Here is a 15,778-nt window from a genome sequence, read left to right on the forward strand (position 1 = left end):
ATGACTTCAGAGATGAGTAAAAATATGACAAATACAGCCCCCATAAAAATTCCAGAAATGAGACGCGTTAAGTGTATTCATTTTGTTGGTATTGGTGGTGCAGGTATGGGCGGTATCGCGGAAGTTTTATTGAATGAAGGCTATAAAATTACCGGTTCAGACATTGGTGAAAACCAAGTGGTTATACGCTTACGTGCTTTAGGTGCCGATATTACCATTGGCCATGCCGCAGAAAATATTACGGGTGCTAGTGTTATTGTGGTGTCAACGGCAATTAATCAAGACAATCCGGAGTTGGTCGCCGCGCAAGAAAAGCGTATTCCAGTTGTTCGCCGTGCTGAAATGCTCGCTGAATTAATGCGTTTTCGTCATGGGGTAGCAATTGCAGGTACTCATGGTAAAACTACCACCACGAGTTTAACGGCAAGCATTTTTGCTGAAGCTAAACTTGACCCAACTTTTGTGATTGGCGGCTTGTTAAACAGCGCTGGAACGAATGCTCGTTTAGGTACCAGCCGTTATTTAATTGCTGAAGCAGATGAAAGTGACGCGTCATTTTTACACTTACAACCTATGGTTGCCGTGGTCACTAATATTGATGAAGACCATATGGAAACTTACCAAGGTGACTTTGAAAAACTCAAAGATACCTATATTGAGTTTTTACATAATTTACCTTTTTATGGTTTGGCGGTGGTGTGTATCGACAATCCTGTTGTTCGTGAAATTTTGCCGCGCATTGCTCGCCAAGTAATTACTTATGGTTTTTCTGAAGATGCTGATGTACGTGCGTCAAACTTTTCACAAACTGCTGGTGCTAGCCATTTTACCGTGGAACGTGATGGTAAAGCAGCATTAGCACTGACAGTGAATTTACCAGGTCAGCATAATGTATTAAATGCCTTAGCCAGTATCGCGGTTGCCACCGATGAAGGGGTAAGTGATGAAGCCATTTTTCAAGCATTAAGTAAATTCCAAGGTATTGGCCGTCGGTTTGAAGAACTCGCGCAATTATCAACAGCACAAGGCGAGATGGTATTAATTGATGATTATGGCCATCACCCACAAGAAGTTGACGTCACGATTAATGCAATGCGCGCAGGCTGGCCAGAAAAACGCTTAGTGATGGTATTTCAGCCGCATCGTTATTCAAGAACCCGAGATTTATACGAAGACTTTGTTGATGTGTTATCAAAAGTTGATTGTTTGTTATTACTTGATGTTTATGCCGCTGGTGAAGCCGTGATCCCAGGGGCCGACAGTAAAAGTTTAGCGCGTAGTATTCGTCAGCGTGGTCAAGTTGAACCTATTTATGTTAACGACACCGAAAAGTTAGCAGAGTTGTTAACAGCACAATTACAAGATGGCGATATGGTGATCACACAAGGCGCTGGCAATATTGGCGTTATCGCTCGAAGCTTAGCGAGTAACCCTATGTTATTGCTCAATAAAAAAGGCGGAAAGGCGAATGATTAACTTTGCTGAAAAAATAGCCGTACTTTATGGCGGTGATTCTGCTGAACGCTCTGTGTCGCTTAATTCAGGGCAAGCGGTTGCTAAGGGTTTAACGCAAGCCGGTTTTAGCGAAGTGGCTTTAATTGACACCCAAGGTTTTGATCTGAGCCAGTTGAAAACCATAGGGATTGAACGGGTTTTTATCGCTTTGCATGGCCGAGGTGGTGAAGATGGCACGTTGCAAGGAGCGCTTGAGTATTTAGGTATTCCGTATACGGGATCAGGCGTTTTAGGTTCGGCACTAGCAATGGACAAAATACGCTGTAAACAAATTTGGCAGAGCTTAGCTTATCCAACCGCAGAGTTTGTTGTTGTTCATAAGGCTGAATTTCAAGCTGGCAACGCAGACAATATTTTAACCTCATTAGGTGGTAAGGCTATGGTTAAGCCAGCAACTGAAGGTTCAAGTATTGGCATGGCGGTAGCAAAAACAGCAGATGAATTAAATACAGCCTTACTAAATGCTTTTCAGTATGACGAACAAGTGCTAGTTGAAGCTTGGATTAATGGTTTAGAATACACGGTTGGCATTTTAGGTGAACAAGCATTGCCGGCGATCCATATGGAAACGCCAAATGAGTTTTACGATTATCAAGCTAAATATCAATCAACAACCACCCAATATCATTGTCCGTGTGGCTTAGATGAGCAAACTGAAGCAGAGTTAAAAGCACTTGCGGTTAAAGCATTTAAAGCGGTAAACGCTAATGGTTGGGGGCGCGTTGATTTTATGCGAAATGAACAAGGTCAGTGGCGTTTATTAGAAGTTAATACCGTACCAGGGATGACTGAAACATCATTAGTGCCAAAAGCGGCGAAAGTAGCCGGTTATAGTTTTAGTGAATTGGTCAGTAAAGTGATTGAGCTAAGTGGCAATAAATTAACTGGGCAGCAAACAAATGGCTAAAAGTGATCATCAGTTAGAACAACAAGCACAAGTACACTGGTCTTTTTGGCTAGGTTTGGGCTTTTTTGTCATGGTGATTATTGGCTTAATTTCATTTTGTTGGTTTATTTCTGATCGGGTTAGCTCGGATGAAGCGGTACCGATCAGTAATGTCATGATCACGGGAACCATGCCATATACCCAAACCAGTGATATTGAAAAGGCATTAGAACAAGTTAATTTAAGCAACTTTTTTCAGGTTGATGTTAATCAAGTACATCAAATCGTAGCTGATTTACCTTGGGTATACGCAGTTGCTGTTAGAAAACAATGGCCGAATGAATTAAAAATTCATGTGACGGATCAAACACCGGTTGCTTTATGGAACGGTGATTTTTTAATTAATCAGCAAGGTAAAGCGTTTCAAGCTGATACCAGTAGATTAGAGATTGAACTTCCGGAGTTTTTTGGTCCTGAAGGCAGTGAAATTATCGCGTTAAATAATTACCGTGATATGAGTAAGTTATTGAAGTTTAGTCAATTTACTATTGCTGAACTGGTCTTGTCGGAGCGCTTTGCTTGGCAATTGACCTTAAATGATGGCGTAACATTGAATCTAGGGCGTGAAAACCGTATAGAACGAGTTCAACGCTTTATGGATGTTTACCCACAAATAATGCAAAACAAAGCAGCAGATCAACAAATAAATTATGTTGATCTGCGATATGACACCGGATTAGCCGTTGGCTGGAAACCTTTAACCAGCGATAGCAATAATAAAAGAGCTTAGTGGAATGCCAAAAGTAAACGAAAGAAACTTAGTTGTAGGCTTAGATATCGGGACCTCGAAAATATCGGTCGCGGTGGGTGAGATCACCCCAGATAATAAACTAAGCATTGTTGGTGTCGGCAATCAGCCGTCACGTGGCATGGATAAAGGTGGCGTTAATGATCTCAACTTAGTTATTCAGTCAATTCAGCGGGCAATTAACGAAGCTGAATTGATGGCAGATTGTCGTATTAGCTCAGTTTATCTTGGTATTTCAGGTAAACATATTAGCTGCCAAAACGAAAATGGTATGGTGCCAATCAACGACAAAGAAGTGATCCAAGAAGACGTTGATAATGTGATTCATACCGCCCGTTCAGTGCCTATTTCAGCTGAGCGTAGAATGTTACATGTACTGCCGCAGGAATATACCATTGACTGTCAAGAAGGTATTAAAAGCCCTATTGGGATGTCGGGTGTGCGGATGGAAGCAAAAGTGCATATTGTTACTTGTGCGAATGACATGGCCAAAAATTTAGTCAAATGTGTTGAACGTTGCGATTTATCAGCGGATCAATTAATTTTTTCCGCCCTTGCTTCAAGCTATGCGGTATTAACGGATGACGAAAAAGAATTAGGGATTTGTGTTGTTGATATTGGCGCTGGCACTATGGATATTGCGGTATTTACCGGTGGTGCGTTACGTCATACGGCAGTGATCCCTGTTGCTGGTAATCAGGTGACTAGCGATATTGCCAAAATATTCAGAACACCACTGAGCCATGCGGAAGAAATTAAAGTGCAATATGCTTGTGCTCTTCGTCAAATGGTCAGTATGGAAGAGAATATTGAAGTACCAAGTGTTGGCGGCCGACCAGCACGTTCAATGTCGCGTCATACCTTAGCTGAAGTGGTTGAGCCAAGATATCAGGAATTATTTGAATTAATTCAAGAAGAATTACGTGAATCTGGATTACAAGATCAAATTGCTGCCGGTTATGTTTTAACAGGTGGTACGGCAAAAATGGAAGGGGTAGTTGAATTTGCCGAAGAGGTTTTTCAAATGCCAGTTCGCATTGCCGAGCCGAGTGATATTTTAGGTTTAAAAGAATATGTTAATGATCCAAGTTACGCTACGGTTGTTGGCTTATTACATTACGGCTTACGGGCAACGGAACAAGAATCAATAGATAAAAGCTGTGGCGATGGTGGTTCATTATGGACACGAGTCAGTGCTTGGTTTAAAGGCGAATTTTAGTAAGTGGTTGTTAGCGATGTTTTAGTAGCACATAACTAACAATCGAGTTTTAAAGTAAATAGTTTTTTTGGTGGAACAAAAAACGTTTAAAAACGGAGAGAGCAAAATGTTTGAATTGATGGAAGACCATAACGAAGAAGCAGTAATAAAAGTCATCGGTGTTGGTGGCGGTGGTGGTAATGCCGTTGAACACATGGTGTCACAAACCATTGAAGGTGTTGAATTTATTACAGCGAATACTGACTCACAAGCACTACGTAATTCATCGGCAAATGTGACTTTGCAAATGGGTTCTGATGTGACTAAAGGTTTAGGTGCCGGCGCAAACCCTGAAATAGGTCGACGCAGTGCCGAAGAAGATCGTGAAACAATAAGACAAACCTTGCAAGGTGCCGATATGGTATTTATTGCTGCTGGTATGGGCGGTGGCACCGGTACTGGTGCAGCACCTGTAGTTGCTGAAGTAGCAAAAGAAATGGGAATTTTAACCGTTGCCGTTGTTACTAAACCTTTCCCATTTGAAGGGAAAAAGCGAATGAACTATGCGGATCAAGGTATTGAATTTTTATCAAAAAATGTTGATTCATTGATCACCATCCCTAATGAAAAATTACTTAAGGTTTTAGGCCCAGGTACAAGTTTATTAGATGCCTTTAAAGCCGCTAACAATGTTTTATTAGGTGCTGTTCAAGGTATTGCTGAATTGATCACTCGCCCTGGTTTAATTAACGTTGATTTCGCCGATGTTCGCACGGTAATGTCTGAAATGGGTACGGCTATGATGGGGTCTGGTATTGCATCAGGACCTGATCGTGCTGAAGAAGCGGCCGAAGCTGCTATTTCAAGCCCGTTATTAGAAGATGTCGATTTAGCTGGTGCACGTGGTATTTTAGTTAATATTACCGCGGGCATGGATATCAGCATTGACGAATTTGAAACAGTTGGTAACGCTGTTAAAGCCTTTGCTTCTGAAAATGCAACGGTAGTTGTTGGTGCGGTTATTGATCCTGAAATGACTGAAGATTTACGTGTAACCGTGGTTGCTACAGGAATTGGTGCAGAGCGTAAGCCAGATATTACCTTAGTTGCGCCAGCACCGGTGATCGAGCAACAAGTTGTTGGTGGTGATTATATTTCTCATGCTCAACCTGAAACCGCATCGGTAACGGCAACCATGCCAGAAGCAAATGCGCAATCACAAACAGCACCAAGAACAACATCACATGCTGATTTAGATAATTATTTAGATATCCCTGCATTTTTAAGAAAGCAGGCAGACTAAAATATTAACAATATTGAAGTTTTGATAAAGGTAGGCTTTTTTGCTATATTACGTGCCCGCTCAAACGCGTGTATGAATTTATTGGCTATCAAGCTTAGTTAAAGGCTAAATATGATTAAACAATGTACAATCAAAGAAAGTGTTTCGGCGCTAGGTGTTGGCTTACATAAAGGCAAAAAGGTACGACTTACTCTCCGTCCTGCGCCAGCCAATACAGGGATCATCTTCCGTCGTGTTGATTTGGATCCTGTTGTTGATATACCTGCTACGCCTGAGGCGGTAGGTGAAACAACCCTGTGTACTTGTTTAGTTAACGAGCAAGGTGTGCAAGTTTCCACCGTTGAGCATCTGCTTGCTGCTGTTTCTAGTTTAGGAATCGACAACTTAATTGTTGAGGTTGATTCACCTGAAATTCCAATTATGGATGGCAGTGCCTTACCTTTTGTTTATTTACTTCAATCGGTTGGTATTAGTGTTTCTAATGTCGCTAAACGCTTTATCAAAATCACCAAGCCGATCCGTATCGATGAAGGTGATAAGTGGGCTGAATTGTTACCGTATGAAGGATTCAAGGTTGATTTTGCTATTGAATTTAACCATCCGGTAATTTCAAATACCGGTCAAACCATGACCTTAGATTTATCGTCATGTTCTTTTATTAAAGAAATCAGTCGAGCACGTACTTTTGGCTTTATGAAAGATATTGAATATTTACGTTCTCATAACTTAGCATTAGGCGGAAGTTTAGAAAACGCGATTGTATTAGATGATTTTCGCATGCTCAATGGTACCGATTTACGCTACGATGATGAGTTTGTAAAACACAAAATATTAGATGCAATCGGCGATTTATATATGTGTGGTCACAGTATTTTAGGGCAATTAAACGCTTTTAAATCAGGTCATGCGCTAAATAACTTATTGCTACGTGAAGTTTTTAAGCGAACAGACGCTTGGGAATGGGTGACTTATGAAGATGAATCAAAAGCACCAATAACGTATCAAACAACCAGTCCATCAATGGTTTAATAAATAACCTGAACTCGGGATAAATGAGTGTTAATAAAGCCACATAACCTAATGTGGCTTTTTTTTGTCATCAGTTTATGCGATAGAAAGTAGTATTGAATCTACGGCTTTTGTTTCGCGAGCTTTGCTAAACGTTCTAAGGTTTTTTTTAAGCCTTCCGGCGCACCTTGGGCAACTTCTAATAATTGTGATGCTGTTTTCGCAGATATAAATTGTGATTTTTCTGGTAGCGGCTTTTCTTGTATCACTTTGTTATTAAACGGGCTTACTTTAATTTCTAGGTTATTGATTGAGCTATTGTTTTGCTGTTGTAATGCACGAATGATGGTATTACGTTCAAACTGAAAGCGCTGGCTCCAAGCAGCAGATTTTACTTCAATATATAAAGTATCGTTGGAGATATTGCCAATTTTCCAAGCTTCAACTGGCAGATCAGGGCAAATTTGTCGTACAATGTCGGCAATTAAAGTTAAAGAGTTGGTTTTTTCTTTAATTTGTGCCAAAGTGCCTTTCGATGATTTTAACACCGAAGACATATCAACAGGTAAACGGTTTTTTCGTGCCATTGAATGTTTACAATTAGAAAGAAGTTATATGAGTTTAACACTACTGTATCGAGGAAAAAACGTAAGATTTAGCATGCGCTTAAATAAGTTGCATTGGCTTTCTGCGTTATTTGCTTTTGCATTAGTTTCAGGTTTTATTTTACACCTAATTTTTTCATCGGATGCTATCCCTCAAGGGCAAAGTCTCACTAACCCAAACAGTTTTGCTGAACAAGCACCGAGTGAGCTCAATAACTCCCCACAAGTCACAGCGTTAACCATGAAGTTAGCTGAATTACAAAGCCATGTTTTACGTTTAAATGCGTTAGGTGAACGTTTGGCGAGTGATGCTAATATTCCAGAAAATGAATTTAATTTTCAACATATTCCACCAAGCGGCGGGCCGATGATGCCAACCGAAGGTTTAAACAAAAATGTTGATGAGTTGTTATTAGAACTCAATGATCTGCAAGAACAACTTGAACATGAAGAAAAACAACTTAAAATGCTTGAATCTTTATTACTTGGTCACCATATTGTAGATAGCAGTTATCTATCAGGTCGTCCGATAGGTAAAGGTGGTTGGTTATCTTCTTATTACGGTACTCGTAAAGACCCGTTTTCTGGTCGTCCTGCGATGCACAAAGGTGTTGATTTTGCAGGTAAAGAAGGTGCTGATGTTATTGCAACAGGTGCAGGTGTCGTTAGTTGGGCGGGTGAGCGTTATGGTTATGGTCAGCTCGTTGAAATTAATCATGGTGACGGTTTTAAAACCCGTTATGGCCATAATAAATCGATATTAGTGTCAGTAGGTGATGTCGTTACTAAAGGCCAAGCGATTGCCGAAATGGGCAGTACTGGGCGTTCAACTGGACCACATGTTCATTATGAAATTCTGCGTAACAACAAGCAAATCAACCCAATAAAATATGTTTATCGCAAAGCAAAATAAAAAGCGTTAAAACATAATTAAACATTGTGTGATCGGCATTAGCCGGTCATTTTATTTTAAAAACGGAAGTTTCTCTCCTCAAAACGGTTATAACAAGATGTTCGTAAAGTTATTAACAAAAATGTTTGGTAGTCGTAATGATCGACTTATCAAAAAAATGCGCAAAGAAGTACAACAAATAAATGCGTTAGAGCCAGTCAACGAAGCGTTAAGCGATGAAGAATTAAAAGCAAAAACGGCAGAATTTAAGCAAAGAGTAGCTGACGGTGAAACCTTAGAAGCTATTTTACCTGAAGCCTTTGCCGTGGTTCGAGAAGCCGGTAAACGGGTTTTTGGTATGCGTCATTTTGATGTACAAATGATCGGTGGCATGGTGTTAAACCAAGGTAAAATTGCTGAAATGCGTACCGGTGAAGGTAAAACATTAACAGCGACATTACCAGCTTACCTCAATGCTTTATCAGGTAATGGCGTGCATGTTATTACCGTGAATGATTACTTAGCCAAGCGTGATGCTGATTGGGCAAGACCATTATTTGAGTTTTTGGGCTTAACGGTAGGTTGTAATATTCCTGGTATGTCAGGTGATGAAAAACAGCAAGCTTATGCTAGCGACATTACTTATGGTACTAACAACGAATTTGGTTTTGATTACCTGCGCGACAATATGGCTTTTTCACCACAAGATCGTGTGCAAAAAGCATTGAACTTTGCCATTATTGATGAAGTTGACTCGATATTAATTGATGAAGCTCGTACACCTTTAGTGATTTCTGGTGCTGCTGAAGATAGCTCGGAATTATATAAGCTTATCAACTTGATTGTACCAACATTAGAAGTGCAATCTGAAGAAGATAAAGACGAAGAAACCGGCCAGTCAGAAGATTTTGTTGAAGGTGATTACACCATTGATGAAAAATCGAAACAAATTTATTTAACCGAACGCGGTCAAGTGCGAGTAGAAGAAATTTTACAAAGCAAAGGCATGATTAACGAAGGTGAATCTTTGTTTGCTGCTGGTAATATTGGTTTATTACACCATATTATGGCTGCGCTTCGTGCCCATAAAATTTTCCAAAAAGACATTGATTACATTGTTAAAGACAATGAAGTTGTTATTGTTGATGAACATACTGGCCGTACGATGGAAGGACGTCGCTGGGGTGAAGGTTTACACCAAGCAATTGAAGCAAAAGAAGGGGTAAACATTCAAAATGAAAACCAAACTTTAGCTTCGATCACGTTCCAAAACTTCTTCCGTTTGTATAATAAATTGTCGGGTATGACAGGTACAGCTGATACCGAAGCATTTGAATTTAGCCACATCTATGGTTTAGAAACGGTAATTATTCCAACTAACCAGCCAATGATCCGTGATGATCGTGCTGATTTAATTTATTTAACGGCGGAAGAAAAATACGAAGCCATCATTGAAGATATTAAAGACTGTGCCGAACGCGGCCAACCGGTACTCGTTGGTACTATCAGTATTGAAACCTCAGAGTTTTTATCAAACATTCTGAAAAAAGCTAAAATTAAACATAAAGTACTTAATGCTAAGTTCCATGCGCAAGAAGCGGAAATTGTTGCTGATGCAGGTAAAGTGGGCGCGGTAACGATTGCCACTAACATGGCAGGTCGTGGTACTGATATTGTTTTAGGTGGTAACTTAGGTGCAATGATTGAAGCATTGAATAATCCTACCGAAGAGCAAATTGCGAAAGTAAAAGCTGATTGGCAAGTTCAACACGACAAAGTGATTGAATTAGGCGGTTTACATATTGTTGCTACCGAACGTCATGAATCTCGCCGTATTGATAATCAATTACGTGGTCGTTCTGGTCGTCAAGGTGATGCTGGTTCAACGCGCTTTTATTTATCAATGGAAGATGGTTTGATGCGTATTTTTGCCTCAGAGCGTATTGCTAACATGATGCGTAAATTAGGCATGGAACGTGGTGAAGCCATTGAACATCCTTGGGTAACTCGTAGTATCGAAAACGCTCAACGTAAAGTTGAAGGTCGTAACTTTGATATTCGTAAACAATTATTAGAGTTTGATGATGTTTCTAATGACCAGCGTAAAGTAATTTACGAGCAACGTAATGAGTTAATGGACGCAGAAAATATTTCTGATGTGATCACGTCGATTCGTCAAGATGTACTTGATGGTATTATTTCTCAGCATATTCCACCACAATCGTTAGAAGAAATGTGGGATATTCCAGGCTTAGAAGAACGTTTAAAAGGTGAATTAACCTTAGATCTTCCGATCAGTAAATGGTTAGAAGAAGACAGCAAGTTACATGAAGAAACCTTGCATGAGAAAATTTCACAAGCCGCTGAACAAGCTTATCAAGAAAAAGAAGCAGCAGTAGGTTCAGAGGTTCTTCGTCATTTCGAAAAAGCAGTAATGTTACAAAGCTTAGATTCGCATTGGAAAGAGCATTTGGCAGCAATGGATCATTTGCGTCAAGGTATTCATTTACGTGGTTATGCTCAGAAGAACCCTAAACAAGAGTTTAAGCGTGAATCGTTTGAGTTGTTTTCTGAGATGTTAGAAACATTAAAATATGACGTTATTGGTATTTTATCAAAAGTACAAATTCGTGAAGAATCAGATGTTGAAGCCGTTGAAGAGCAACACCGTAAATCAGAAGAACGACCTAAGTCTTATAATCATGAAGACTCACTTGATTTAAGCAAGCCTAAGTCGGTACAAATTACTGATGAAGCTCGGGTTGGCCGCAACGAACCTTGTCCTTGTGGTTCAGGTAAAAAATACAAACAATGTTGTGGTAAGTTATCTTAGGTAATCAATTGCCCTGAGATAATTATTGAATAAAAGCTAGCTGGTTAAACTTAGGTTTAACAGCTGGCTTTTTTGTTAGTGCAGTTAAATTTAAAAATAAAAGTAAGAGAATTATGAAACAAGTACATGTTGCTGTCGGAGTTATTGTTCAAGATGCTTGTGTCTTTTTAACTAAACGTCACCAAGAAGCTCATCAAGGTGGAAAATGGGAATTCCCTGGTGGTAAGGTGGAAAGTGACGAATCTGTTGCTCAAGCGCTTCACAGAGAGCTTAAAGAGGAAGTGGCGATAGATGTTTTATCCGCACAGCCATTAATTATTATTGAACATGATTATGGTGATAAGCAGGTCAAGCTGGAAGTGTTTATTGTTGATAACTTTCTTAATGAACCTCAAGCGCAAGAAGGGCAAGAGCAAGCCTGGTTTGAAATGCATGAATTAACAGACTTAGACTTTCCAAAAGCGAATGTTGAGATTGTTGAAAAGTTATTAGCTTTGTACGGTTAGTTATAAGTTACAAGCTGCAAGATACAAGTTACGAGATACAAGCTGCAAGATACAAGCTGCAAGGTACGAGTTACAAGATACAAGCTTGAAGTTCTTATTCTGGTTCTACGAAAAACTTATTGTGCTGAAGAAATTCATCTTCTAAAGCATCTAACATTTCTTCGGTAATTTCTTGTTCAGCTTGAATTGGTTGAGTAATTTTGTGACCTTCGTCAGCCCATTCACCTAAGTCAATTAGTTTACAGCGTTCACTGCAAAACGGTCTGAATTTGCTTTCAGGTTGCCAAATAACTTTGGCGCTACAGGTTGGGCAATCAACAATGGTTGTCATAATTTGAATATCGTTTACAAGTTTTAATAGCTGTAATTATAACGATTAATTGTCAGAAGCTATAGCATTAACAACGAGAAAGTTGAAATTGTGTTGGGTCATTAGAATAGCGACGACCATTTTCTTGGCAAGGGTGCATAAAGCGAATGGAATAACGAAAACGATTACCACTGATACTTGGGTAATACTTGGCTTTAGCGTCAATTTTAATACGTATTAATAACAAGCCTTCACCGTTATCTTGATAAAAGCCACTGTCGGTTTGAATGGTCTCAAAGTCACTACGCAAGCGAATAAATTTTAGCACGATAGCTAACGACTGCTCTACTTGCTGTAAATAACCTAACCAGCGGTTAATGTCGCCATGTTTGGCTTCATCTGGCTGATGTAGCCAATATTGTAATTGTGGTAGATCAAAGCTTGAGCTGCCACCTTGAATGGCAAAACGTTGTTTAACTGAGGCTAAAAATTTATCTTCTCTTAATTGCCACCAACGTGGTGAATTGCCTTTAAGTTTACATATTAACGCCACAACTTGGCGTAAGTTTTCTTCTAACGCACTTGAATCAACTTCTGGTGCTTTTGACCAAAGCACTAAATTTTGTTCTAGTTTTTCTAAATCTTTAATTAAATCACCACGAACATCATTGCGCTCAAGTGTGTCAACGATGGTAAATAGCGTGGTAAAAAAATATTGGTTTGTATCTTCTAGGTTGGTTATGTCACAACTGCTCACTTGAGCAAAAAGTTGCTCAAGTTTTAAATAGTTTCTGATCCGTTCGTTTAACGGGTGTTCATATAAAATACTTGTCATAACAATATGTTGATCAGGAGCCGAGCACAGTTTAATAGCAAAGATTATAATCCTTATACTAACAGAGCTTGTACAAATGACGAATTTTTTATTGAAATTGGGCGGCTAGTTGTAAGTATTTGTGATGAAGCTTTACTATTAAGGATTTAATTTCATTCAAAGATAAATGCTGATTATCAATAATATCGTCAGCATGCGATAGACGACTTTGACGATCGATCTGACTATTGATGATGTTTTGTATTAGCTGAGTTGAATTATTATCTCGCTGGCTGGCACGTTGCAATTGTGTTTGTTCGTCAACATCAATCACTAAAACACGGTTAACCATAGCGGTTAAGTTATTTTCTATTAATAATGGTATCACTAATAAACAATATGGACTTTGGGCCGCTAAGGTTTGACTTTGCATTTGTTGGCGGATCAAAGGGTGTAATAAGTTATTTAACCAGCTTTTATCTTCCTCATTATTAAAGACTTTAGTCCGTAATAAGCCTCTATTTAATTGGCCATCGGCGGTAAGCATATCAGCACCAAAACGCTGTTGAATGGCGATTAATGCTGGCGTGTTTGGTTCAACCACTTGGCGAGCAATAATATCAGCGTCAATAACATCAACACCTAATTCGGCAAACATATTAGCAATGGTGGTTTTACCACTGCCAATACCACCAGTTAAACCAATAATATAATGAGACATAATTTTCTTAACAGCTAGATGCTAGAAGCTAGAGGCGGGAAGCTTGATGCATATTGCTTATAGCCTCCAGCCTTAAGTATACCGCCTATAGCCTTAACAAGTTATAAACTGGCAAGATACCATTGCCAGATACCTTCGCCCCATAATAAACAAATCCAGCCGGCAACGGCTAAATAAGGGCCAAACGGAATAGCTTGCTCACGTTGATGATTTTTAAAAACCATCAAACTAATACCAACAATAGCGCCCACTAATGATGCCATTAAAATTAATAAAGGTAATAACTGCCAGCCAAACCAGGCACCAAACAAAGCGACTAATTTAAAATCACCGTAGCCCATGCCTTCTTTGCCAGTGATTAACTTAAATAACCAAAAAACCGTATATAAACTCATGTAACCGGCAACAGCACCAATAACGGCAGTTTCAATACTGACAAAAGTGCCGTTTAAATTTAATAGCAAACCTAACCACATCATAGGTAAAACAATTTGATCTGGCAGTAACATGTGATCAAAATCAATCAGGGTTAAAGCAATCAACGACCAAGTTAATAACAATACCCAAAAGGTTGTTATGCTAACGCCATAATGATGGGCTACCACAATACTTACTAATGCCGTAGCTAACTCAACCAGTGGATAACGCGGTGATATAGCGCTTTTACAGCTACTGCATTTACCACCTAATACTAACCAACTTATTAAAGGTATATTTTCATAAAAGCGAATTTTATGTTGGCAATGTGGGCAAGAAGAGCTTGGTGTTGATAGCGTGATAGGCGATATTTCTTTCGCGGGCACATTAACTAATTCTTCACTTAAAAATTCACGACATTCTGCATACCAGCCTTGTTCTAGCATTTTAGGAAAACGGTAAATTACCACATTTAAAAAGCTACCAACGGCTAATGAGAATAAGATCACCGTTAAATAAAAAAACGCCGGCATAGATTCAAATAAAGAAGAAATATTGGTGAAAATTTCAGAAGTCACGTTAAAGCCTGTTGATTGTGTTTGTTAAGTTGTTGGTTATTGGAAGAAAAAGTTATTAACTCAAAGCACCGATAGTGCTTTGAGTTAATAAAGTAATATCTAAACAATTTTCCCTATTTCGAAAATAGGTAAATACATAGCGATAATTAAACCGCCAATCACCACCCCTAATACTGACATTATTAAGGGCTCTAAGAGGGCGGTTAAGTTATCAACAGCATTATCCACTTCTTCTTCATAAACCGTTGCTACTTTTGAAAGCATATCATCAACCGCGCCTGACTCTTCACCAATGGCAACCATTTGAATAACCATATCTGGGAAAATGTTACTGTTACGCATGGCAAGGTTCATTTGCATACCGGAAGATACTTCAGAACGAATATCTAAAATGGCATAACGAAATACCGCATTACCAGAAGCGCCAGCGGCTGATTCTAAAGCATCAATTAACGGAACCCCGGCGGCAAAGGTGGTTGAAAGGGTTCGAGCATAACGGGCAACGGCGGCTTTTTCTAAAATATCGCCAACAACAGGTAATTTTAGTATTTTTCTATCAACAGCATCTCGGAATTTTTGTGAATTACGATGCGTTTGTTTAAAAACATAACTAAAAGCAAATAAAGCGGCGAGCACTAAATACCAATAACTTTGCATTAATTCTGATAGGCCAATAACAAAAAGTGTAAAAGCTGGCAGTTCAGCGCCAAAACCTTCAAATATTTCTTGGAAGGTTGGCACTACAAAAATCAATAAAATCGAGGTTACAATTGCAGAAACAACTAATACCGCAATCGGATAAGTCATGGCTTTTTTAATTTTTGCTTTTAACTGTTCTGCTTTTTCTTTATAGGTAGCAATTCTGTCATAAATACTTTCTAAAGCGCCAGATTGCTCGCCAGAAGAAACTAAATCGCAATATAGCTCATCAAAATATCTAGGGTGTTCACGTAAGCAATCTGACAGTGGGATACCAGAGCTTAGCTTAATGCCTATATCACCCAATAATTTTTGAATGTTGCCATTGCTATTGCCTTTACCGATCATTTCTATGGATTGTACTAAGGGCACGCCAGCGCCTAACATAGTGGCTATTTGCCGAGTAATAACACATATATCGGCGGCAGTAATTTTTTTGTCTTTGCCACCAAATAAAGGTTTGGCTTTTTTTTTCACACGACCAGGGGTAATGCCTTGTTTTTTTAGCTGGCTTTTTAAGGCTAAAACACTTTCAGCGGCAAGTTCACCATTAACTTTTTTACCTTTACGATTAACACCGTACCAGCTAAAGGTGTCTAATGGTTTTATTTTCTCTTGTTTTTTTTGTTTAGCTTGCCCTACTGCCATAATATTACCTATTGTAATTTAAGTGACGAAATTTGGA

At 39.1% G+C, this 15,778-nt stretch carries 15 protein-coding genes; 9 read left to right on the forward strand and 6 right to left on the reverse strand.

Annotation, left to right across the window (positions count from 1 at the left end; all coding sequences use genetic code 11):
• The first annotated feature begins 12 nt into the window (after window positions 1–12).
• From murC to lpxC, 6 genes are all read left to right on the forward strand, one after another.
• A complete protein-coding gene (murC, locus tag ACSLUO_RS05560; RefSeq protein WP_448247514.1) occupies window positions 13–1,476 on the forward strand; it encodes a UDP-N-acetylmuramate--L-alanine ligase in 1,464 nt (487 codons plus the stop codon).
• Entirely contained in the window at window positions 1,469–2,422 is a 954-nt protein-coding gene (locus ACSLUO_RS05565) for a D-alanine--D-alanine ligase (RefSeq protein WP_448246931.1), read from the forward strand. Before murC ends, ACSLUO_RS05565 begins: the two co-directional genes overlap by 8 nt.
• Window positions 2,415–3,191 (forward strand): cell division protein FtsQ/DivIB, encoded by a 777-nt coding sequence (locus ACSLUO_RS05570; RefSeq protein ID WP_448246933.1) that lies wholly within the window; start codon window positions 2,415–2,417, stop codon window positions 3,189–3,191. Before ACSLUO_RS05565 ends, ACSLUO_RS05570 begins: the two co-directional genes overlap by 8 nt.
• 4 nt (window positions 3,192–3,195) lie before the next feature.
• A complete protein-coding gene (gene ftsA / locus ACSLUO_RS05575) occupies window positions 3,196–4,428 on the forward strand; it encodes a cell division protein FtsA (protein ID WP_448246935.1) in 1,233 nt (410 codons plus the stop codon).
• 106 nt (window positions 4,429–4,534) lie between these two features.
• Complete coding sequence (gene ftsZ / locus ACSLUO_RS05580; protein WP_448246937.1) at window positions 4,535–5,710, forward strand: cell division protein FtsZ; 1,176 nt, start codon at window positions 4,535–4,537, stop codon at window positions 5,708–5,710.
• Window positions 5,711–5,821: 111 nt separating this feature from the next.
• Window positions 5,822–6,739 (forward strand): UDP-3-O-acyl-N-acetylglucosamine deacetylase, encoded by a 918-nt coding sequence (gene lpxC / locus ACSLUO_RS05585; RefSeq protein WP_448246938.1) that lies wholly within the window; start codon window positions 5,822–5,824, stop codon window positions 6,737–6,739.
• 101 nt (window positions 6,740–6,840) lie between these two features.
• On the opposite strand, the gene ACSLUO_RS05590 is transcribed toward lpxC, so the two are convergent.
• Window positions 6,841–7,305, reverse strand: coding sequence for a DUF721 domain-containing protein (locus ACSLUO_RS05590; protein WP_448246939.1), 465 nt, complete (start codon window positions 7,303–7,305; stop codon window positions 6,841–6,843).
• A 73-nt stretch (window positions 7,306–7,378) separates the two neighbouring features.
• Here ACSLUO_RS05590 and ACSLUO_RS05595 point away from each other — a divergent pair, with 73 nt between their 5' ends.
• From ACSLUO_RS05595 to mutT, 3 genes are all read left to right on the forward strand, one after another.
• Entirely contained in the window at window positions 7,379–8,236 is an 858-nt protein-coding gene (locus tag ACSLUO_RS05595; RefSeq protein WP_448246941.1) for a M23 family metallopeptidase, read from the forward strand.
• A 97-nt stretch (window positions 8,237–8,333) separates the two neighbouring features.
• Entirely contained in the window at window positions 8,334–11,048 is a 2,715-nt protein-coding gene (gene secA / locus ACSLUO_RS05600) for a preprotein translocase subunit SecA (protein ID WP_448246943.1), read from the forward strand.
• Between the two features lie 113 nt (window positions 11,049–11,161).
• Window positions 11,162–11,554, forward strand: coding sequence for an 8-oxo-dGTP diphosphatase MutT (mutT, locus tag ACSLUO_RS05605; protein ID WP_448246945.1), 393 nt, complete (start codon window positions 11,162–11,164; stop codon window positions 11,552–11,554).
• A gap of 94 nt (window positions 11,555–11,648) precedes the next feature.
• Here mutT and yacG read toward each other — a convergent pair whose 3' ends face one another.
• From yacG to ACSLUO_RS05630, 5 genes are all read right to left on the reverse strand, one after another.
• Window positions 11,649–11,885 (reverse strand): DNA gyrase inhibitor YacG, encoded by a 237-nt coding sequence (gene yacG / locus ACSLUO_RS05610; RefSeq protein ID WP_448246946.1) that lies wholly within the window; start codon window positions 11,883–11,885, stop codon window positions 11,649–11,651.
• Between the two features lie 67 nt (window positions 11,886–11,952).
• The gene (gene zapD, locus ACSLUO_RS05615; RefSeq protein WP_448246948.1) at window positions 11,953–12,699 is read right to left on the reverse strand and encodes a cell division protein ZapD; all 747 of its coding nucleotides are present in this window, start codon (window positions 12,697–12,699) and stop codon (window positions 11,953–11,955) included.
• Between the two features lie 88 nt (window positions 12,700–12,787).
• A complete protein-coding gene (gene coaE / locus ACSLUO_RS05620) occupies window positions 12,788–13,399 on the reverse strand; it encodes a dephospho-CoA kinase (protein ID WP_448246949.1) in 612 nt (203 codons plus the stop codon).
• A gap of 101 nt (window positions 13,400–13,500) precedes the next feature.
• Complete coding sequence (locus ACSLUO_RS05625; RefSeq protein WP_448247516.1) at window positions 13,501–14,349, reverse strand: prepilin peptidase; 849 nt, start codon at window positions 14,347–14,349, stop codon at window positions 13,501–13,503.
• Between the two features lie 144 nt (window positions 14,350–14,493).
• Window positions 14,494–15,741 (reverse strand): type II secretion system F family protein, encoded by a 1,248-nt coding sequence (locus ACSLUO_RS05630; protein ID WP_448246951.1) that lies wholly within the window; start codon window positions 15,739–15,741, stop codon window positions 14,494–14,496.
• Window positions 15,742–15,778 lie beyond the last annotated feature (37 nt).

Source organism: Thalassotalea agariperforans, assembly GCF_053470345.1.